This window comes from Spinactinospora alkalitolerans, assembly GCF_013408795.1.
GTDB lineage: Bacteria > Actinomycetota > Actinomycetes > Streptosporangiales > Streptosporangiaceae > Spinactinospora > Spinactinospora alkalitolerans.
In genome coordinates this window covers 3,649,552-3,669,485 of the sequence record NZ_JACCCC010000001.1, presented here as the reverse complement: position 1 = coordinate 3,669,485, position 19,934 = coordinate 3,649,552, and the positions used below count along the sequence as shown (strand labels likewise).

Here is a 19,934-nt window from a genome sequence, read left to right as displayed (position 1 = left end):
GCCGGCGAACTCCACGTCGCCGCGCTCGGCGAGTGTCCGCAGGGCCGCGGCCCGCTCCAGCGGGAGGCGGGGTCGGGGACCGCGGAGTCCGTGCTCCACCATAGCCTTGCGGTCAGCGACCGCTTCGTCCGCGCGCCCGGCCGCCGAGTGAGGAGGAGACGTGCTGGAGACCACCGCCCGCCGTGCGCCGCGCGACCGCCCCGCAGGGCCGCTGCGCCGGTCCGGAGGACGCTCATGAGCGGCCCGGACCGCGCCGCCGCACCGGAGACGCTGCTGCGCGACGTGCGCCTGGGAGTGGGCGGGCCCGCCCGCGACGTGCGCCTGGCCGAGGGGCGGGTGGTCGCCGTCGAACCCGTCGGCGGGCGTGCCGACGGCGCCCGGGCAATCGAGTGCCGCGGCGGGACCCTGCTGCCCGGACTGGTCGACGCGCACGCCCACATGCGGCAGTGGGCGCAGTCGCGCCGCCGCGTCCCGCTGGAGCGGGCCGACTCGGCCGTCGGGGCGGCGGAGCTGATGGCGGCGGCCCTCAACGGGCGCGCCGAGCGCGGCGACCCGGACGAACTGGTCGTCGGCGCCGGGTTCCGCGACGCCCTGTGGAGCGACCGGCCGCACAAGGACCTGCTCGAACGCGTACTGCCCGGCCGCCCACTGGTGCTCATCAGCAACGACCTGCACACCTGCTGGCTGAGTCCCGCCGCGCTCGCGCTGCTCGGCCGCGACCACCCCAGCGGGGTGTTCGTCGAGGCCGAGTGCATGGAGATCACCGCGGCCCTGCCCGCGGCACCGGTCGCGGTCCAGGACGCCTGGGTGCTGGAGGCCGCCGACGCCGCGGCCGCGCGCGGGGTCACCGGCGTCGTCGACTTCGAGTACGGCGACACCGTGGCCGAGTGGTCGCGGCGACTGGAGCTGCGCGAACCGGTGCTCAGGGTGCGGTGCGTCATCGCCCGGTTCATGCTGGAGGAGGCGATCGAGCGGGGCCACCGCACGGGCGCCGCCATCGACGGGACCGGAGGGCTGCTGAGCGTGGGGCCCTACAAGCTCTTCGTCGACGGATCGCTCAACACCCGCACCGCCTTCTGCCACGACCCCTACCCGGGAGTCCACCGGCACGACCACGGCCTGCTCGAACTGCCGGGGGAGGAGCTCACCGCGCTCATGCGGCGCGCGGCGCGCCACGGCGTCCTGCCCGCCGTCCACGCGATCGGCGACCGCGCCAACACCGTCGCGCTGGACGCCTTCGCCGCGGTCGGGTGCGCGGGGCGCATCGAGCACGCCCAGCTACTGAGGCCCGCCGACGTCGCGCGCTTCGCCGAGCTGGGGGTGGTGGCGGGCGTGCAGCCGGCGCACGCCCCCGATGACCGCGACGTCGCCGAGCGGTACTGGCCCGGACGTACCGGACGCGCCTACGCCTACGCCGATCTGCTGGCAGCGGGGGCGCGGCTGGAGATCGGCTCCGACGCCCCGGTCTCGCCGCTGGACCCCTGGGACGGCATCGCCTCGGCGGTGTCGCGCACCGACGACGACCGGCCCCCGTGGCACGCCGAGCAGGCGATCCCGCTGCGGGCGGCCCTGGCCGCCGCTGCGGGAGGCAGGACGGGGGTGGGCGTGGGCGACCGCGCCGACCTGGTGGTCACCGGTCGAGACCCGGCCGAGGTGTCGCCCGGGGAGCTGCGCGCCATGCCGGTCACCGCCACCCTGCTGGCGGGCCGGCCCACCTTCCTCGCCGAGCCGGACTGAGTGCGCCGGCCCCGCAGTGACCCGACCCGCAGTGACCCGGCCGCGACGGCCGACCCCCGCGACCAACGCGGCAGCGACGAACCGGAGGAGACGCGCGTGTCCCACCAGCCGACGGCCGACCTGATCGGTGAACTCCCGCGGTTCACCGCCTTCCTCGGCGTGGACGACCTCGCCGCGCGGGCGCGCGCCATCGCAGCCGACCGCCCCGACATCGCCGGCGTCCGCGGGATCGGCGAGTCGCGGCTGGGAGACCCCCTCTGGTCGATGACCATCGAGGGCGGCCCGCGCCACGCCCTGGTCTTCGGCGGCGTGCACCCCAACGAGCCGGTGGGCGGGCTGACCGCCCTCCACCTCGCCAGGACCCTTCTCGACGACGACGCGCTGCGCGAGGACCTCGGCTACACCTGGCACATCATCCCCTGCATCGACCCCGACGGCACGCGGCTGAACGAGGGGTGGTTCGCCGGCCCCGTGAGCCGCGGCCACTACGGCCGGCACTTCTACCGCCCGGCGGGCGACGAGCAGGTGGAGTGGAGCTTCCCCTTCTCCTACAAGAGGGCCGAGTTCACCCGCGTCATGCCGGAGACGCGGGCCCTCATGCGGGTCATCGACGACGTGCGGCCGGCCTTCATGGCCTCCCTGCACAACGGCGAGTACGGCGGCGTCTTCTACTACGTCAGCCACACCACCCCCGAACTCACCGAGCAGCTCACCCGGATCCCCGCCGAGCTCGGGCTGCCGCTGGAGACCGGGGAGGGCGAGGCGCCGTTCATCGAGCGGCTCGCCCCGGCGGTCTTCCGCGCGTTCCGCGCCGAGCAGGCCTACGACTTCGCCGAGAGCCACGGACTCGACCCGCTGGACCAGCTCGCCGGTGCCTCCAGCGCCGCCTACGCCGAACCCCACGGGACGTTCTACCTCGCCTCGGAGGTGCCCTACTGGGCCGATGCCGACGCCGACGACCACACGCCCATCGACCGCGACTACGCCGATCTGCTGCGGGAGCGCGGCGCCGAGATCGGCGAGGTGGCGCGGCTGCTCACCGAGGCCCTCGACGACGTCGCCGACGACGTCAGCGTCGAGTCGCCCTTCCTGCGCGCCTCCCGCGCCTTCGCCCCCTACCTGAGCGCGGAGGCAGCCCAGCTCGCCTCTCGCGCCGACGCCCCGGAGAACCGGCGCCCGGCCCTGGTGTGCGAGCGGATGAGCGGCCTGGCCTCGGTCGAGGCGGCCCGGCTGCGCTACGCGGGCATGCTGCTGCGGGCGCTGGAGGGCGAGATCGCCGTCGGCAACCCCACCCCGGCCGTCCGCAGGCAGCACGCGCGGCTGCGCGAACGCCACCTGGCCTGGTCGGCGCGGGCCGATGCGGCGCCCAGCCGGCCCATCCCCATCAACGACCTGGTCGGGGTGCAGTACGCGGCGATCATCGCCTGCGCCCGGCACGTCGCAGGCTGAGAACGGACGGCGGGCGGCCCCGTGTGGATGCCCGGGCGGCAGCGGCTCGACGGTGTTCCATCGCTCATCGGCCGGATCCCCGCCCCGGGCCGCGCGGCGCAGGCTCCAGCCGCCCTCCACGGTGCAGCAGGCCGGAGCCCCAGGCGGCCGCGGGGCGCCAAGGGGCGTTGGCGTGGGTGGTGTGGGCCGTGGAGGGCCTCCTCGCCTTCTTCAGGTGTTGATCCGGACGGTCCACACCTGCGTCGGAGGCCCTCTCCTGCTGTCAAGTCCCGGCCGGAGCGTCCCTGGCCTCTGTGGTCGGTACAGCTAGTCCTCCACGTCGCCGACCGACGTGGGGCCGAGCGGTTGGGCGTCCTGGCGGGGGAGCGGCTTGTCGTACAGCAGGACGTTGATCCCCATTCCGGCCGTGTACTCGATATAGGCGCCGGTGGTCGCGTCCTGGCCGTAGTAGGAGTCACACTGCTGGCCCGAGTAGTACGCCCCGTCCATTCCCGGAGCGGGAACCGAGACTCCGCCCTGCGTAGGATCGAGGATCTCGTAGTTCGGAGTGAGCATCGCGCAATAGCTGACGGGCAGCCCCTTGAGCACGTAGTAGCCGATCATCTCCCCGTCCGCGTTCTGGAGGTAGACGTAGGAGAGCTTGTTCGGCTCGCTCCAGGTCTCGATCCAGAAGTTGATGGTCTCGCGGGTGGGGGAGTAGTCCATGGACTCGGCCGGCTGGCCGGCCACCAACTGGTCGTAGCCGGACTGCTGCCGATCGGACTCCTCTTCCCGCGACGAGGCTTCGCACGCTGCGAGCCCCAGTACGGCGATCACCAGCGCCGCGGCGGTGAAGACCTGCTTGGTCAGGCGACGCATGTCGTCTCCTCTGTGTCGGGGTCGAGTCGTTCGGGCAGGTCGGCATCCTGGAACGCCTGGCGGTGCTCCTGTCCGGCCTTGGAGTTGTACTCGTTGATGGATTCGATCCGGTTGGCCCGGATCGCGGTGAGGCTGGCGTTGATCTGGGTGACCCGGCTCTGCGGCGGGTCGGTATCCAGCTCCTGCTCCAGTGAGTCGATCTGCGCTTCGGCGTTCTGCACCGCCTCGCACAGACCGAAGAAGTCCTCGTAGGTGGCGATCCGGAAATCCCCGCTCGCCTCGGTGCGCTCAATCGCCTCGGTCTCGCCGCGGAAACTCGCGGTGATGCGCTGGACTCCGCCGAAGGCGAACGCCGCGGCGACCAACAGGGCGACGATCACGATTGCGGACACCCCGTACCGGAATGCTCGGCTTTCTTCTCTGTATTCTTTCGGCATGCGTCCCTCGCTCTGTGCTGTTTTCTCAGTGAGTGGCACGGGGAAGATGCGGGAGCGGGTGCTTTGATTTACCTGAATACGGGCGTGGAACCCTCTGGTGGGCGGTGAGGTGCCACCGCTGCACCGAACTGCCGTGAAGGGCTCCCGTGGTTACCCGCCTTGCCCTCCTTGATGTTCCTCGAGAAATGTCCGCCTATGTCGCCTGGCTGCTGTATTGGGAGCGCCGCCGCAGCCGCACGGGTCGGCGTGCGCTGTCGTACCGTGGCCAGGCGATGCCGGCGCTGCGCTGCTTTCGCGGCGTCCCGCATCGATGCTTCGGCCCGTCACGCACCTGATACCGGCCACGCGCCGCGTCGTGCCGGGGGACCCGGATCAAGGGGGGGTGGCCCTGGACGGCGAGATCTTCGCCGGCCGCCGCTGCGATGACAAGACCGAGCGCGGCACCGATGTGTTCTGCTCCGGCCACACCGCCACCGCGGCGCCGATGTCTGATTCCTCTCCGATATCCGTGGAGAGCCGCTGTGGGGATCCGATGACAAGCCGGGATCGGTCTTGTGACCTCGATGCCGTTCGAATCCACGCGTTGCCCGCCTTACGCTATGCCGCCGCCCACCGGGGACTGGGCGTGGCGGCCGATGGCGGCTACGGCAAGGCCGGGGCCGACATCCACACCCCGATCCGCGCCTCCTCCGCGGTCTGCTGCGGCCGCATGCACATCGACAACCGAACCCGCAATAACCTGCTTTCCCTGCTGCGCTGCCCGGGCGAACGCGCCGCCTCGGTGTCGACCAGCCGCTGGACAACCCTGCGCATGGTCGCCTTCGGCCCTTCCGGGATCGGCCCGATGGTCCGAGCCGCCCTCACCCTGCGCCTATACGAGCACCCCGCTCACTGAGGAAATGCCACTGCCCGACGAATCGTATCTACCTGGATTCGGAGAGTGAAGATCCCGAAAAGGGGTTGACCGCCTCCGGTCAGGAAAGCCGGTTCTGCGGGCTCCGCGTCTGCCGGCCGATGAGCGCCGCCGCCGCGGCATTCGAGCGAATACCCGCGCTCTGAGCTGCCGCGAGCAGGCCGTGCCCATTCTGCGCCACTACCGCGAGCCACCTCGGCTGAGAATCCGGCCGGGGATAACAAGCATCAGCCGCTCCGCCTGCCACCGCTACATCGACGTGCTGGCCGCCCAGTGCCCTGACGTGCGGGAAACGCGGGAAGCCGTCCGGGAATGCGGTGATCACCTCATCCTGGACGGCGAATTCTTCGGAACCGACCGCTGCCATTCGACCCGGCAGAACCTCATGGAACGGCTCGGCGCCGTCGGCCTCCCGCCGCAGGGCAGTGCCCCCGGAGCACGCTGACCGCCCTCGGGCGGCCCGCTACGCGGGGACGCCGTCCCGGCACTGATCGGCGGCCAGCACGGCCAGGCCGAGGGCCGGCAGCAGGCCGTTGCCCGCGAGGTAGCCGCCCGCTCCGTGGCCGGAGATGCCGATGGCCGCACCGCCGGAGGCGTACAGCCCGGCGACGGGGGAGCCGTCCTCGCGCAGCACCCGGGCGCCGCCGTCGACGGCGAGGCCGCCCTGGGTGTGGAAGAGCGCGGGTTCGACGCGCACCGCCCGGTAGGGCGGGCGCAGCGGCGCTTCCCAGCCGCCGCGCCCGAAGGCGTCGGCGGTCGCCCCCTCGGCGTGCCGGGCGGCCTCGGCGAGGGTGTCGGCGAGCCGGTCGGCGGGCAGCCCGCAGCGCGCGGCGAGCCCGTCGGCGTCGTCGGCCCCGACCACCGCGCCCTGCTCGACGGTGTCGCGGAAGTCCCCGAACGCCAGGCACAGCTCGTGCACTCGCTCGTCGAAGACGATCCAACCGGTGGCGCCGGGCTGGGCCGCCAGCATCGCCGCGTACTCCGAGTAGCCCACCGTCTCGTCGCCGAACCGCCGTCCCTCGGCGTTGACCAGCACGCCGCCGTGCATGATCGTCGCCCATCCGACCAGGGTCCCGGCGCCGCGCGCCAGGGCGGCGTGGCCCTGGTAGGCGTCGAGGTAGCCGGTGGCGGCCCCGAGGGCCCGGCCGATGCGCAGGGCGTCGCCGCGGGAGTGCTCGCCGCCGTGGTAGACGGCGCCGGCGATCTCGGGCATCAGCCGGCGCACCGCGTCGGCGTCGGCGCCGTAGCCGTTGGTGGCCAGCAGCAGCGCCCGGGTCGGGATCTCCTCGCGGGTCCCGTCGGGGTACTGCGCGACGGCCGCGCGCACCCGGCCGTCGCCGGTGCGGGCCTCCACCAGCCGGGCCGGCGTCAGGAAGTCGACGCGCGGGTGTCGGCGGGTGCGGGCCACCAGGTGGTCCAGCAGTTCGGCGCCGGTCCGGGAGGGGACGGTGTGGCAGCGCGTCACCGAGTGGCCCGGGTAGGAGATGTCGGTGGCCAGCTCCATCGGCAGGCCGAGGCCGTCGGCGAGCCAGGTGACGAGTTCGGCGCTGAAGCCGGTGAGGGCGGTGGCCAGCGTGAGGTCGGCCTCGCCGTGCGTCTTGGCCAGCACGTCGGAGAGGAAGGACTCGGCGGAGTCGTCGACACCGGCGGCCCGCTGCCAGCGGGTCCCAGCCCCGGGGATCATCGCGGTGGACATGGAGGTGTTGTTGCCGCGGCGGAACGCCTCGTCGGCCTCGACCACGACGACGTCCAGCCCGGCTTCGGCGGCGCGCAGCGCGCCGGCGAGCCCGCCGCCGGCGCCGGCCACGACCAGGTCGACGGCGCCCTCCTCCGGCGCTTCGGCGCCTCCCTGCTCCCGGGTCACGGGCGGACCCCCTCGGGCCGGTCCGGGGCCGACGCCCGCGCGGCGGCGGCCGCCGCTCCGATGAGCCTTCGCATGCCTCACCCTTCGGCGATCGATGGATCAGTGTTTCGCTTGCAGGAACACAGTCCTTTCTCTTGACGATGGCAGCAGTCGCCCTGGAACGTCAAGACATCCCAGTAGAGTTCCTGAGGAAAGCGCTGAGGTGGCCGGAGCGGCCGATCGGCGCCGCGGAGCGGAACGAGGGGCTGCCGGAGTCCTGTTCCCTGTCGTGTTCCTTTGGGCGGAACATAAGGATCTGATTTGCCCGTGCGCGGCCGCGGCCGCGCACGGGTGGCCGGCGAGCCGCCGATTCAAGGGCCCGCCCTGCTCCGCAAGAGGCCCGGGTCGAGATCGGCGGGACGGGCCCGCCGCCTCAACGACGGGGGCTGCGGCGGGCGAAGTCGGTCGCGATCTCGTCGAAGGTGGCCCACCGGACGCCGTCGTGGGAGCCGATGTGCTCGATCAGCCGCTCGTGCATGAGCAGCACCTGCGGGCGACCGGACACGTCCGGGTGCACGGTCATCGTGAACACGGCGTAGTCGTGCTCCCGGTACACCCAGTCGAACTGGTCACGCCACATCTGCTCGATGTCGCGGGGGTTGACGAAGCCGTGGCTGTTCGGACTGGTCTTGACGAACATCATCGGCGGCAGGTCGTCGAGGTACCAGTTCGCCGGGATCTCGATCAGGTCGGTCTCCTCGCCGCGCACCAGCGGCTTCATCCACTCGCGCGCCGGCCGGTCGTAGTCGATCTTGGTCCAGGAGTCGCCGACCCGCACGTAATAGGGCTCGAAGTCCCGGTGCATCAAGGAGTGGTCGTAGCGGATCCCCCGGTCCAGCAGCAGCTCGTTGGTGATCCTGCTGAACTCCCACCACGGCGCGACGTAGCCGGTCGGCGCCCGCCCGCTGCGGCGCGCGATGAGGTCGACGCAGTGGTCGAGCACCTCGATCTCCTGCTCGCGGCTCATCGCGATCGGGTTCTCGTGGGAGTAGCCGTGCACGCCGATCTCGTGACCGGCGGCCACGCAGGCGTCGAACTCCTCGGGGAAGGTCTCCACCGAGTGCCCCGGCCAGAAGAACGTCTGGGTCATGTCGTTGCGCCGGAACAGCTCCAGCATCCGCGGGACCCCGACCTCGCCCGCGAACATCCCCCGGGAGATGTCGTCGGGGGAGTCCTGGCCGCCGTAGGAGCCCAGCCACCCCCCGACGGCGTCGACGTCCACCCCGTAGGCGACGAGGATCTCCTTGCTCATGGTCCCTCCTGACCGGTCGAAGGTGCGCCGACCCGATCGGTGCCGGGCGCGTCGGCGGGGCGCGGCGCCGCGGCCAGCCAGTCGCCGACCGCGGACTCCGGGGCCGAGGGCCGGGCGGCGATGGCCGCGGCGAGCAGCATGCGCCCCTGCCACGGGCTCAGGTCCGCGCCGAAGAGCGCTCCGGCCCGCTCCAGATCCGCTCCGCCGCCCCCGGTGTACAGCGGAAGGACCGGCCCCGCCGGCACCCTGGAGCAGACCAGCACCGCCACCCCGCCGGCCACCGCGTCGCGCACCGCATCGGTGACCGCGGGGGTGGCGTTGCCCGCGCCGAACGCCGCCAGCACCAGCCCGCGGGCACCGGCCTCCAGCGCCGCGCGCAGCAGGGCGGCGTCCGCACCGACGTAGAGCGGCAGCACGTCGACCCTGGGCAGGACGAGGCCGTCGGGCGTCAGCGGCAGCGCGGGCGGCCGCGACCGCGGCACCAGCGGGATCACGGCGCCCTCCGCGACCCGCAGCACCGGGCCCCGGCCGGGCGCGTCGAAGGCGTGCGCGGCGAGGCTGTCCACCTTGGTCACGCCGCGTGCGGCGTAGACGTGGCCGTCGAAGCAGAGCAGGACGCCGCGGTCCCGGGCGCAGGGGGCGGCCGCCACCGCGATCGCGTCCCCAGGTTCGCGGGGCCGTCCGGCGCCGGATCGTCGAACGCGCGCTGGGCCCCGGTGAACACCACCGGCCGCGGATCGTCGTGCACCAGCCCGGCCAGGAAGGAGACCTCCTCCATGGTGTCGGTGCCGTGCGTGACCACGACCGCGTCGGCGCCTTCGGCCAGCGCCGCGCGGATCCGGCCGAGCAGGGCGGTCAGCTCCTCGGACCGCCAGGCGAAGCTGCCCACCGTCGCCGCGTCGGTCACGCGCACGTCGACCCCGCGCGGCACCCCGGTCCGGGCGAGCAGCTCGGCCCCCGGCACCGCCGCGCGGCGGCCGCCGCTCCCGCTGCGGCTGGCGATGGTGCCGCCGGTCGCCACGAGGTGGACCGTGCTCATCGTCGCCTCCGTTCAGCGCAGGTGGCGCGGCGGACTCGGGCGGCTCTCGTGGTGCAGCCGGTCCAGCGCGGTGACGTAGTAGGTGTGCGGATCGGAGGCGTCGGCGCCGGTGTCGGTGAACGAGGTCACCGTGCCGTCGACGCGCACCGTTCCCACCATGGTGCGCGGGTCGCCCAGCCCGCACAACTGCCGCCGCGGGTCGGGCGCGCCGTCGAACCGGTACACCGCGTAGTAGGTCGGCTCGTCGCCCGGCCGCGCGCGGATCCGCAGCTCCGTGCCGCCGTCGGTGCGCGCGGCGCCGGTGATCACCGGCGCCGGCGGCGCGCTGCCGCCGAGGTCGTCCTTGACCGGGACCAGGGCCGGGTGGGCGTAGTGGTCCTCGGTCACGATCCGCATCGCCCCGGCCGCGTTGGTCCGCAGCGGGGTCGCGCTGAAGTAGACGTCGCCGTCGACCTCGGGGTGGTCGCGGTTGAAGGTGAGGTGCCTGCTCAGCTCCCGCGGGTCCGACCACGCGCCCGGGTTGCCCACCTTGTAGGCGGCCTGCCCGATGTAGAGGTGCACGCCGGTACCCTCGACCACGTCGGCCCACCACGGGACGAGTTCGGCGTAGTCGGCGACCTTCAGGCCGATCTCCCAGTAGACCTGCGGGTTGATGTAGTCCAGCCACCCCTCGCGCACCCACTTGCGGGAGTCGGCGTAGATGTCGTCGTAGGACTCCAGGCCACCGGTGTCGGAGCCGCGCGGGTCGCTGTCGGCGTTGCGCCAGATCCCGAACGGGCTGATCCCGAACTTCACGTGCGGCTTGACGGCCTCGATCCGCTCGCCCATCTCCTTGACCAGGAGGTTGACGTTGTTGCGGCGCCAGTCGCCGATGTCGTCGAAGCCGCCCCCGTGGGCGGCGTAGGTGTCGCGGTCCGGTATCGCCTCGCCGCTCACCGGATAGGGGTAGAAGTAGTCGTCGAAGTGCACGCCGTCCATGTCGTAGTTCTCGACCGCGTGCATCATCGCGTCCTGCACGAAGGAGCGGGCCTCCGGGATGCCCGGGTCGTAGTAGAGGCGCCCGCCGTATTCGAAGGTCCAGTCGGGGTTGCGCCGGGCCGGGTGGTCGCGGACCAGCCGGCCGGGGTCGCCGTGCATCGCCACCCGGTAGGGGTTGAACCAGCCGTGGAACTCCAGGTTGCGCTTATGGGCCTCGGCGATCGCGAACTCCAGCGGGTCGTAGCCGGGATCGGCGCCCTGCCTGCCGGTGAGCCATTCCGACCACGGCTCGTAGGGAGAGGGCCAGAACGCGTCGGCGGTCGGGCGGATCTGCACGAAGACCGCGTTCAGGCCGTGGGCGACGGCCTCGTCGTAGAGCCTGGTCAGCTCGGCCTTCTGGGTCTGGACGTCGAGGCCCTTGGCGCTGGGCCAGTCGATGTTCACCACGCCGGCGATCCACACCGCGCGCATCTGCCGCTTGTCGGGCATCCCGCGGTCGGGGGCGCACCGCTCGGGGGCGGACTCGGGCGCCTCGGCCGATGCCGCCCGCGCCGGCGGCGCGGTGACCAGCGATCCGGCGAGCAGCGCGGCCAGCGCGCCCGAGAGCGCGCGCAGCATCCGGCGGGGTCCGGTCGTCCTGGGGGTCGGGTGGGGGGTGTGGCCCGGAGCCGGCGGGGCTCCGGGTTCTCGGCGGTGTCTGGTCAACGCAGGTCCCTTCCGAGGTGTGCGGGCTCTTGGAAGGCGGTGGGGCCATGTGAGCCACGTCTCACTTAGAAGGAAACTTTCAGAAATCAACCCGAAATTGCAAGGGCCCTTCGCGTGTCGGCCGTACCTGGGACTCCCTTTGCCGATCCCGGCCTTCCGGGTGAAGAACCGCCGGAAACGAAGAAACCCGTCCGGCTCCGCGCGCACACCGGCCGCGACCGGCGGCCGCGCGGCCCCGCTCTCCGGACGGCGGGCAGCGGGGCCGCCGCGATCGGGCGGCCCCGCGGCGGTGCCGGACCGGCGTCAGCGGGAACCGGCGGTTCCGTCGGCCGGGCCGGCGGTCTCGATGGTCAGCTCCAGCAGCGCCGACCCCAGGCTCTTGCCGTGGGTGTCCAGGTGCAGCGAGGTGGTGACCGTGTCGTCGCCGGCGCGCGGGCAGACGAAGATCAGCGCGTGCACGTTGTCGAGGCGGTGCCGGACCACCTCGCCGGAGACGCGGTCGGACAGGTGCTCGGCGACGCGCCGCGGGGTCACGGCCGCGCACAGCGCCGGATACCACGCGGGGTCGTAGGGGATGAGGGCGATGGTGTTGAGGTTGCCCTTGTCGCCGGCGCGGGCGTGGGCGATGTCGTACAGCCGGACCTTCATGCGCCCTGCTCCTCCCTGTCGTCCGTGTCGTCCATGACCACGACCTCGGTGTGCACCTGCTCCCGGGCGACGGTGCTGGAGAGCACCCCGATGACCTCGGTGGCGGCCGCCCGCACCCCGCCGCCGCCGGCCGGGCCGGAGGTGTAGAGCGCGCTGACCTCCTCGCCGACGATCTCGGCCGTGGCGAGGTCGCCGGCCAGCCCGGCCACCCGCAGCCGGCATTCGTAGGGCTCGCCGCCTTCGGCGAGCGCGTCGCCGTGCAGGGAGTTCAGGCCGGCTATGTCCACGCGCAGCCGGGGGAGCGCGCCGGAGAGGCGTTCGCGGACCACGTCGGCGGCGAGCCGGGCGCGTTCCAGCGCACCCCGACCCGCGTAGGAGATCTCGCCCTCCCCGCGGAAGCCGGCCCGGTAGCCGACACTGACCTTGAGCCGCTCGGGGCGGGCGCGGCCGCGCGCCCCGCCCACGCCGACCCGGTCGCCGCCCAGATCGGTGACGCCGACGCCGGTCATGTCCAGCGCCACGTCGGGGGTGAGGTAGGCGTGCGGGTCGGTCACCTCGTAGGTCAACTGCTCGACCACGGTCATGCGGTCGACCCGGCCCCCGGTGCCGGGCAGTTTGGTGATGACGGCGGTGCCGTCGGCGCCGACCTCGGCCAGCGGGTAGCCCAGGCGGGCCAGGCCGGGCACCGGCTTGGGCCCGGGATCGGCGAAGTAGCCGCCGGTCACCTGGCCCGCGCACTCCAGCAGGTGCCCGATGAGCGTCCCGGCCGCCATGCGGTCCCGGTCCGCGGGGTCCCAGCCCAGCTCGTGCATGAGGGGCGCGAGGAACAGGGAGGGATCGGCCGCCCGCCCCGTGATGACGACCCCGGCACCGGTCTCCAGGGCCGGCAGGATCGCGTCGACGCCGATGTAGGCGTTGGCCGACACGATCTCGCCGTGCTCCCGCAGCGGCCGGCCGTCCTCCCACGCGGGCGCGGACAGGTCGAGGCGGTCGAGGACGTCGTCACCGACCACGGCGGCCACGGACGTGCGGACCCCCGAGTCCGCGCCGAGGCCGCGCACCATGCGGGCCGCGGCCAGCGGGTTGGCCGCGCCGGCGTTGGTGACGAGCCGGGTGCCGGTGCGGGCCAGCGGCTCCAGCAGCGGCCGCACCCGTTTGGCCAGCATCGGGTCGAAGCCGCCGCCGGGATCGGCCAGCCGCCGCAGGGCGGCCAGGGAAACGGTGCGTTCGCCCAGGCACTCCAGTGCGATGGCGTTCAGCCGCCCGCGCTCGACCAGGTCGACCGCCGGCTCTATCCGGTCGGCCGCGAACCCCGCTCCGCAGCCGATCCGGGCCCCCGTCGTGTTCAATGCTCATTCCTCCAAGATGATCGATGCGGTGCTGCGGGCGGGCTCAGCCGGCCCACAGCGGTATGGCCCCGGTCAGTGCGGCGGCGGCCAGCACCACCAGGCTCACCAGCCAGGCCCACGGCAGCAGGAACCGGATGTGCGATCCGATCGACACCCCGGACAAGCCGGTGAGCAGGTAGAACGAACCGGTGAGCGGGCTGATCGGGAAGCCGACCGTCTCCTCGCCCACCACCGAGGCCTGGGCGAGGCTCAGCGACGAGACGCCGAACGCGTCCCCGACCGCGGTCAGCACCGGCAGAACGGCGAAGTAGTAGGCGTCCGGGCCGAACAGCAGGCTCAGCGGAACCGCCAGGACGCCGACGAGCAGGGGCAGCCCGGGGCCGAGCGCGTCGGGCATGGCGGCGGTCATGGCCCGGGCCATGCCGTCGATCATGCCGCTCTCCTCCATGATGCCGAGGAACACGCCGGCGGCGAGCAGGGTGCTGGCCATGAGGATCGCGCCCTGGGCGTGGGCGTTGACGCGGTCGGTCTGGTTCTTCAGACCGGGATAGTTGACCACCAGCGCGACCACCAGCGCCAGCATGAACACCAGCTCCGGCGGCAGCAGCCCGGAGATCAGCACGGCGACGGCGGCCAGCGTCAGCGCGACGTTCACCCAGAACAGTCCGGGCCGGCGCAGCCCCTCGTCGGGGGCGCCGCCGGCATCGGACGAGGCCGCACCGGGGGAGGCGATCGCGTCGGCGCGCCCGACGCCGCCCCCTCCCGCGGTGGCGGCGACGGGCCTGGCGCCGGCGATCCGCGCCTTCTCGCGCCGGCCCAGGAGGTAGGCGATCGCGACGCAGGCGACGGCGCCGACCGCCTGGGCCGGTATCAGCGGCACCCAGATCTCGTTGGCGTCGATGCCCGTCGCGGTCGCGGCGCGGGCGGTCGGGCCGCCCCACGGCACCAGGTTCATGATGCCCGCACCCAGACCGGTCAGGGCCGCCAGCACCAGCCGGCGCATCCCGAGGGCGTCGTAGAGGGGGATCATGGCCGGGATGGTGATGAGGAAGGTGGTGGCGCCGGCGCCGTCCAGGTGGGCGGCCATGGCCAGTACCACCGTGGCGATCGCGATCGTCACCGGGTTGCTCCCAGCGAACCCCAGCACGCGCCGGATGATCGGGTCGAACAGGCCGGCGTCGCGCATGACGCCGAAGTAGAGGATGGCGAAGACGAACATCGCCGCCGTCCCGGCCACACCACTCAGGCCCGCGCCGACGAACTCGCCGACCTCGGCCGGGGAGAAGCCTGCGGCGAACGCGGCCAGCACGGGGACGCCGATGAGCGCGACCACCGCGCTGACCCGGTTGGACAGCAGCAGGCCCAGCACGGCGACGATCGTCGCGAATCCCATGACGGTCAGCATCGGCATCCTCCTCCGTAGGACGGGCCGGCCCTGGGGTGTGAGCCGGATCACGGGGCCGTTGGCCGTCCATGCTGCCGCCGTTGTTTATTGCTTGTCCAACATCGATATCGCAATAAACTATGCTCTGATCGCATGAATCTGTCGCTGCGCCAACTGGAGGCCTACGCCGCCGTCGCCCGGGCGGAGAGCTTCACGGCGGCAGCGCGCGAGCTGCGGGTGGCGCAGTCCTCGCTCAGCCGGACCGTGCTGGAACTGGAGCGGATCCTCGGCGTCCGGCTGTTCGACCGCACCACCCGCAGCATCCGGCGCACGCCCGAGGGCGAGGAACTGCTGCTGGTCGCCGAGCGGGTGCTCACGGCGCACCGCGCCGAGATGACCCGGCTGGAGCGCTACCTCGCCGGTGAGCGGGGCGGCGTGACCGTAGCGACGCTGCCCTCGATCGCCGCCGTGCTGCTGCCGCCGGTCATCGCCGAGTTCCGCGCCCGCCAACCCGGCATCGGCGTGCGCATCCTGGACGGGATGTCCGACCTCGCGCTGCGGCGGGTCGAGTCGGGCGCGGCCGACCTCGCCATCACGATCGCGCACCGCCTCCCCGGCGGCCTGCGGTCGTGGCCGCTGGTCGAGGACCGGTTCTTCGCCGTGCTGCCCGCCCGGCACGCCCGCGCCGGCGACCCGGCCCTCCGCTGGTCGGACTTTGACGGGCTGCAGTTCATCGCCATCGGCGCCGACTCCAGCGTCCGCACCCTCACCGACCGCGCGTTCGCTGCGGCCGACGTGCGCCCCGCCGGGGTCATCGAGGCGGGCAACGTCTCCACCGTCGGCGGCCTGCTGGCCGCCGGGTTGGGCGTCTCGGCGCTGCCCGCGCTGGTCCGGGTGCTGATGAGCTTCGCCGACCACGCCCACCTCCCGCTCACCGACCCGGTCGTCGACCGGCGGCTCAGCGTGGTGCTGCCGGCGCACCGCAGCCCGACCCCCGCCGCCGCCCGCTTCCTCGACCTGCTGCGCGGGCTCAAGGCCGACGACCGCCCCCTGCCCGACGACGTCCGGTGGGTCTGACCGAGGTCTGCAGAAGCCGTGTCGGGCGGGCGGTGGTTTTCTCGCCGATCTTGATCTTGAGTTTTACCCTCGGCCACCGGGGGTCTTGTGGCCCCGGCCGAAGGAGGGATCCGCGGTGACCGGGCGATCCTCTCGCGTGGCCGAAGGCCCCCACAGGGATCGCACCGGCGCCGCGCCGCCCACGCCGCCACCGCGGGCGCCAGGACGCAACCGGGGTTTCGGCGCGCGCCCAAGGCGGCGGGCCACCGCGCCCAGGCATCCCGGCCACCGAGGGCGTGAGACACCGGCCACAGGGTTTGAGCCCCAATCCAAAGACTGAACGCACGCCGCCGCCTTGAGCGCCGGACCGAAACCGCGGTGCCGTCCCGCGTTCACGGCGTCACCGTACGCATGCCGCCACGCTACCGGCCGTGACCGATCGGCGTCCGTTCCGCTTCCGGAGATCGGCAGCCGGATGTGCGTCGGCTTTCATCCATTGAGAGGATGTAAGCATTGTTTACTTCCGGCGCGACGAAAGAGCAGGAGCGGCGTGTCGCCATCTTCCGACAGTCCCACCACCACCTCCGGCGGTTCCACCACCTCTTCCTCGGCCCGCGTCATCGCCCCGCTGGTCTTCGGCGGGCTGACCTATGCCGTGGCCCAGACCACCATCGTCCCGGTCGTGCCGCAGATCCAGGCGGCCACCGGTGCCGACGCAGGCGATGTGACCTGGGTGATCACCGGATTCTTCGTCTCCTCGGCCGCGCTGACCGTGGTGGCGGGCAGGCTGGGGGACCTCTTCGGCAAGAAGCCGGTGCTCCTCGCGGTGCTCGCGCTGTTCGGGGTCGGCTCGGTGGTCGCGGCGGTCGGCGGCTCGCTGGGCGCGGTCGTCGCCGGGCGGGTGATCATGGGCACGGCCGGCGGGGTCTTCCCGTTGTCCTTCGCCATCCTCGGCCAGCACCTCCCGCGCGACCGGGCCGCGTTCGGGATGGGGCTGATCAGCTCCATGTTCGGGCTCGGCGGCGCGCTGGGCCTGCCGGTGGGCGGGCTGGTGGCCGACCACCTGGGCTACCAGGGCCTCTTCTGGGGCACGGCGGGCATGACGGTCGTCTCGCTGGTCGGCATCGCGGTCTTCGTGCCCGGCACCCTGGGCAGCGGCTCGGGCCGGGTCGACTGGGGCGGCGCGCTGCTGCTGGCCGCCTCCCTGGGCGGGATGCTCACCGCGATCAGCAAGGGCGCGGACTGGGGCTGGGCCTCGGCTCCGGTCCTGGGGCTGTTCGGTGCGGGTGTCCTGGCCCTGGTGGTCCTGGTGCTGGTCGAGCAGCGGATCCGCGATCCGCTGATCGACCTGGCGCTGATGCGCCGGCGCAACGTCTGGGTGGCCAACCTGACGGCCTGCCTGGTGACCGTGGGTCAGGCGACGTCGTTCCTGCTCATCCCGCAGGTCGTGCAGATGCCGGCCGAGGGCGGCGTCGGCCTGGGCGTCGGCGTCTCCCAGGCAGGGCTGTTCATGCTGCCCGCCGCGATCGCCACCATGCTCGCCGGCCCGCTGACCGGCCGCGCCGTCGCCCGGTTCGGGATGCGGCCCCCGCTCGTGGTGGGCGCGGTCGCGACGGCCGCGGGCCTGGTGGTGCTGGCCGCCGGCGGTGCGCAGCCGGTCGCGATCCTGGTGGGCGCCGCGGTCATGGGCATCGGCGGCGGCACCGCGTTCGCCGTGCTGCCGATGCTCATCTCCGAGGCCGTTCCGGTGCGGGACCTGGGCGCGGCCAACGGCGTCAACACCATCGTCCGCCACATCTCCATGGCGGTCGCGGCGCAGGTGGCGGCGGCCGTGCTGGTCCTGGGGACGCCGGCGGGGGAGCTCTACCCGGTGCGGGGGGCGTTCGTGGCCGACTTCGGCGTGAGCGCGCTGCTCGGGGTCCTCGCCCTGCTCCTGGTGCCGCTGGTGCGGGCCCGTCCGGACCGCGCCGCCGAGGAGTCGGCCCCGCACCCGGCGGAAGCGGAGAAGACCCGCTGCTAGCGGCAGGGTGCGACTCCGCCGTGCCGGACGGTGTGCGGGCGGGACCGCCGCGCCACTGAGTACTCCCGCCTCCCCCGATTGGGTATCCAGTCGGATGCCGCCCGCCTCCTCGTCTGCTGGAGTCTGCTGGAATCGACTTCGCAGCACGCGACGACCGAGGGAGAGCCATGGGCGAGGAGACGGGGACCGACAGAAGAGGAGGCGCGGTCACGTGCGGGATCATCGGCTGCCTGGTCGTGCCGTTGGCCGTCGTCGGCGTGGTCGCCGCGGTGGGGGTGCGCAGCGGCGAGTACGTGTCCTCTCCGGAGGTCGACGGACGCGTGGTGTGGCGCAGTGAGGCCCCGGAGGACGGCACGGAGCCATCGGACCTCGTCGGATCGTGGGTGATGGACGGGCTGATCGTGCGCGTCGATGTGAACGGCCTGTTCGGCTATGCCGCCGATGACGGCGCGGTGCGGTGGTCGATGCCGACGGAGGACGGTCTGTGCGCCATGAGCGAGGAGACCTCCGAAGGGGTCGGCGTGGTGATGGTCCGCAGCGATGCGTCGTACAGCGCATCCGAAGGGCCCGCACACGGGACCGACCGGCCGTGCGACACGGCCGTGGGCGTCGACCTGCGCAACGGCGAGCGGCTGTGGACTCGAAGGCACCTGCTCGGCGAAGGCGTCACGGAGAAGGAGCCCATGGAGTCGCATCCGGCCGTCGCGGGATCGAGCGTGGTCGTGGCCGTCGTGGGTGAGCTCGTGGCACTGGACCTGCACTCAGGCCGCACCAGGTGGGAACGCGGCGGATTCGAGGTCGAGGGCACCGGTGCCCGGCGGTGCCCGGTCGGCGACGTGCGTGCCCGAGACGGGGAGACCGTCGTCGCCGTGGCCGACTGCGGAATCGGGACCGGCCCCCTCGGCGTTCGGCTGATCGATGCCGAGGAGGGCCGCGAAACCGGGGCGTTCCGCGTCGAGCGCCCCGAGACGCGCCAGGAGGCCGGCCAGTACTCGACCGTGCTGGCCACCGACCCGATCGTCCTCGGAGTGATGACGGACCTGAGCGATGTGGAGATCGCCGGCTTCGACGACGACGGGACCCGCCGCTTCGTCGTCGACGGTGCGAACCTGCGTCCTGACAGTGTCCGGGGCACGACGTTCTCCGACAACCGCCCCGATACGCTGGTCGAGAACGGGCTGCTGTGGGTGGTCGAGAACAGCGGAGACTGCACCAGCACCGTGTTCGGCTACGACCTGCGCTCGGGCGAGAAGGAACGCGAGGTGGAAGGGTCGCCCGCGGGCCAGGTGCGGGTGGTCGCGGTCGAGGACGACCGGCTGATCCTGATGGCCCGGGGCAAGGAGGCCATCTGCTTCTCCACGCGCGCCCCGCAGCTCTACACGGCCCCCGTCTCCGGTGGCGAACTCGAACCGCTCAGCCCTCCCCTTGAGGAGCCCGACATCGGTCCGGCCGTCGAGGACGCGGCCCTGATCTGGCGCGACCACCGCATCCACGTGCTTCCCTCGAACGCCTACGGCCCCGGGGCCGTAGCCATCGGCTAGATGAGTGAGTCCGATGTTTGAGGAGGTGGCGGACATGGCGAAGGGTGCCCGATGGTCAAGTCGTGACACGAAACCCGGACACCCTTCTGACCGCACTCTATGTGTTCTGCGACGACCACGTCATCGAGCCCCGCAGGATCGGCCGCCCGCCCAAGCTGAGCGACGCCGAGCTGGTGTGCCTGGCCATGGCCCAGGTCCTGCTCGGCTTTCCCTCCGCCCGGCACTGGATCCGCTACGCCCACCGCCATCTGCGCGGGCTGTTTCCCGGCCTGCCCCAGCAGTCCGGGTACAACAAGCGGCTCAACGCCGCCGGCCGCGAGCTCCTGGCGCGGGCCCGGCCCACCCGCAACGCGACCCTGCGCGCGGCGCTGGACGAGGCCGCCGGGAATCCGGAACTGGCCCCCCTGGTGGCCGCCCTGGAGACCCTGCCCCCCGCACCGGTCGGCCCCTGAGGTCGTTGACGGGAGTGGAGAGCCGGGGTCGCGGTTCTTTCGTGCACCACCGCATGACCTGGGAAGGCTGCCGTCGGCGCGCCGGCGGACGCTTCGCGCCCGACGACAGCCCCACCAGGTCACCACGGGCCCGGCCAAGGCCTGGAGGCGGTCCCCGCCTTCCCCCGCCAACGATCTGAGGCGCCTTCCCGAGCTCCCGGCCGGGCGTGCGGG

Annotated in this window: 17 protein-coding genes and 1 pseudogene; 7 read left to right on the top strand and 11 right to left on the bottom strand. The window is 73.0% G+C overall.

Annotation, left to right across the window (positions count from 1 at the left end):
* The first annotated feature begins 234 nt into the window (after positions 1–234).
* Positions 235–1,737 (top strand): amidohydrolase, encoded by a 1,503-nt coding sequence (locus HDA32_RS16255; RefSeq protein ID WP_179643997.1) that lies wholly within the window; start codon positions 235–237, stop codon positions 1,735–1,737.
* A gap of 96 nt (positions 1,738–1,833) precedes the next feature.
* On the top strand, positions 1,834–3,186 hold the full coding sequence (locus HDA32_RS16250) for a M14 family zinc carboxypeptidase (RefSeq protein ID WP_179643996.1): 1,353 nt from the start codon (positions 1,834–1,836) through the stop codon (positions 3,184–3,186).
* Between the two features lie 306 nt (positions 3,187–3,492).
* On the opposite strand, the gene HDA32_RS16245 is transcribed toward HDA32_RS16250, so the two are convergent.
* Together HDA32_RS16245 and HDA32_RS16240 are read right to left on the bottom strand one after the other, a co-directional pair.
* Positions 3,493–4,044, bottom strand: coding sequence for a hypothetical protein (locus HDA32_RS16245; RefSeq protein ID WP_179643995.1), 552 nt, complete (start codon positions 4,042–4,044; stop codon positions 3,493–3,495).
* Complete coding sequence (locus HDA32_RS16240) at positions 4,032–4,424, bottom strand: hypothetical protein (protein ID WP_218882496.1); 393 nt, start codon at positions 4,422–4,424, stop codon at positions 4,032–4,034. Before HDA32_RS16240 ends, HDA32_RS16245 begins: the two co-directional genes overlap by 13 nt.
* A 439-nt stretch (positions 4,425–4,863) precedes the next feature.
* On the opposite strand from HDA32_RS16240, the gene HDA32_RS16235 reads away from it, so the two are divergent.
* Positions 4,864–5,376 (top strand): hypothetical protein, encoded by a 513-nt coding sequence (locus HDA32_RS16235; protein ID WP_179643994.1) that lies wholly within the window; start codon positions 4,864–4,866, stop codon positions 5,374–5,376.
* Positions 5,377–5,455: 79 nt separating this feature from the next.
* Here HDA32_RS16235 and HDA32_RS16230 read toward each other — a convergent pair whose 3' ends face one another.
* The 9 genes from HDA32_RS16230 to HDA32_RS16195 form a co-directional block, all read right to left on the bottom strand.
* Positions 5,456–5,761 carry a hypothetical protein gene (locus HDA32_RS16230; protein WP_179643993.1) on the bottom strand — a complete coding sequence of 102 codons (306 nt, stop codon included), beginning with the start codon at positions 5,759–5,761 and terminating at the stop codon, positions 5,456–5,458.
* A gap of 96 nt (positions 5,762–5,857) precedes the next feature.
* Positions 5,858–7,258 carry an FAD-dependent oxidoreductase gene (locus HDA32_RS16225; protein WP_179643992.1) on the bottom strand — a complete coding sequence of 467 codons (1,401 nt, stop codon included), beginning with the start codon at positions 7,256–7,258 and terminating at the stop codon, positions 5,858–5,860.
* A gap of 412 nt (positions 7,259–7,670) precedes the next feature.
* Positions 7,671–8,549 (bottom strand): polysaccharide deacetylase family protein, encoded by an 879-nt coding sequence (locus HDA32_RS16220; RefSeq protein ID WP_179643991.1) that lies wholly within the window; start codon positions 8,547–8,549, stop codon positions 7,671–7,673.
* Complete coding sequence (locus HDA32_RS31465) at positions 8,546–9,199, bottom strand: asparaginase domain-containing protein (protein WP_312863205.1); 654 nt, start codon at positions 9,197–9,199, stop codon at positions 8,546–8,548. Before HDA32_RS31465 ends, HDA32_RS16220 begins: the two co-directional genes overlap by 4 nt.
* Positions 9,121–9,588 carry an asparaginase domain-containing protein gene (locus tag HDA32_RS30260; RefSeq protein ID WP_218882495.1) on the bottom strand — a complete coding sequence of 156 codons (468 nt, stop codon included), beginning with the start codon at positions 9,586–9,588 and terminating at the stop codon, positions 9,121–9,123. Before HDA32_RS30260 ends, HDA32_RS31465 begins: the two co-directional genes overlap by 79 nt.
* 12 nt (positions 9,589–9,600) lie before the next feature.
* Complete coding sequence (locus HDA32_RS16210; protein ID WP_179643990.1) at positions 9,601–11,184, bottom strand: glycoside hydrolase family 10-like protein; 1,584 nt, start codon at positions 11,182–11,184, stop codon at positions 9,601–9,603.
* 390 nt (positions 11,185–11,574) lie between these two features.
* Positions 11,575–11,919 (bottom strand): AtuA-related protein, encoded by a 345-nt coding sequence (locus tag HDA32_RS16205; protein WP_179643989.1) that lies wholly within the window; start codon positions 11,917–11,919, stop codon positions 11,575–11,577.
* Entirely contained in the window at positions 11,916–13,268 is a 1,353-nt protein-coding gene (locus HDA32_RS16200) for an acyclic terpene utilization AtuA family protein (protein WP_179643988.1), read from the bottom strand. Before HDA32_RS16200 ends, HDA32_RS16205 begins: the two co-directional genes overlap by 4 nt.
* 43 nt (positions 13,269–13,311) lie before the next feature.
* Positions 13,312–14,673 carry a CitMHS family transporter gene (locus tag HDA32_RS16195; RefSeq protein WP_179643987.1) on the bottom strand — a complete coding sequence of 454 codons (1,362 nt, stop codon included), beginning with the start codon at positions 14,671–14,673 and terminating at the stop codon, positions 13,312–13,314.
* Positions 14,674–14,805: 132 nt separating this feature from the next.
* On the opposite strand from HDA32_RS16195, the gene HDA32_RS16190 reads away from it, so the two are divergent.
* The 4 genes and pseudogenes from HDA32_RS16190 to HDA32_RS32220 all read left to right on the top strand — a co-directional run.
* Positions 14,806–15,729: a LysR family transcriptional regulator gene (locus tag HDA32_RS16190; protein WP_179643986.1), complete on the top strand. Its 924-nt coding sequence runs from the start codon at positions 14,806–14,808 to the stop codon at positions 15,727–15,729.
* A gap of 529 nt (positions 15,730–16,258) precedes the next feature.
* Entirely contained in the window at positions 16,259–17,728 is a 1,470-nt protein-coding gene (locus HDA32_RS16185) for an MFS transporter (protein WP_312863204.1), read from the top strand.
* A gap of 167 nt (positions 17,729–17,895) precedes the next feature.
* Positions 17,896–19,269: an outer membrane protein assembly factor BamB family protein gene (locus HDA32_RS16180; protein ID WP_179643984.1), complete on the top strand. Its 1,374-nt coding sequence runs from the start codon at positions 17,896–17,898 to the stop codon at positions 19,267–19,269.
* A 62-nt stretch (positions 19,270–19,331) separates the two neighbouring features.
* Positions 19,332–19,580, top strand: a pseudogene (locus HDA32_RS32220) (IS982 family transposase); the annotation flags it as partial.
* Positions 19,581–19,934: the final 354 nt, after the last annotated feature.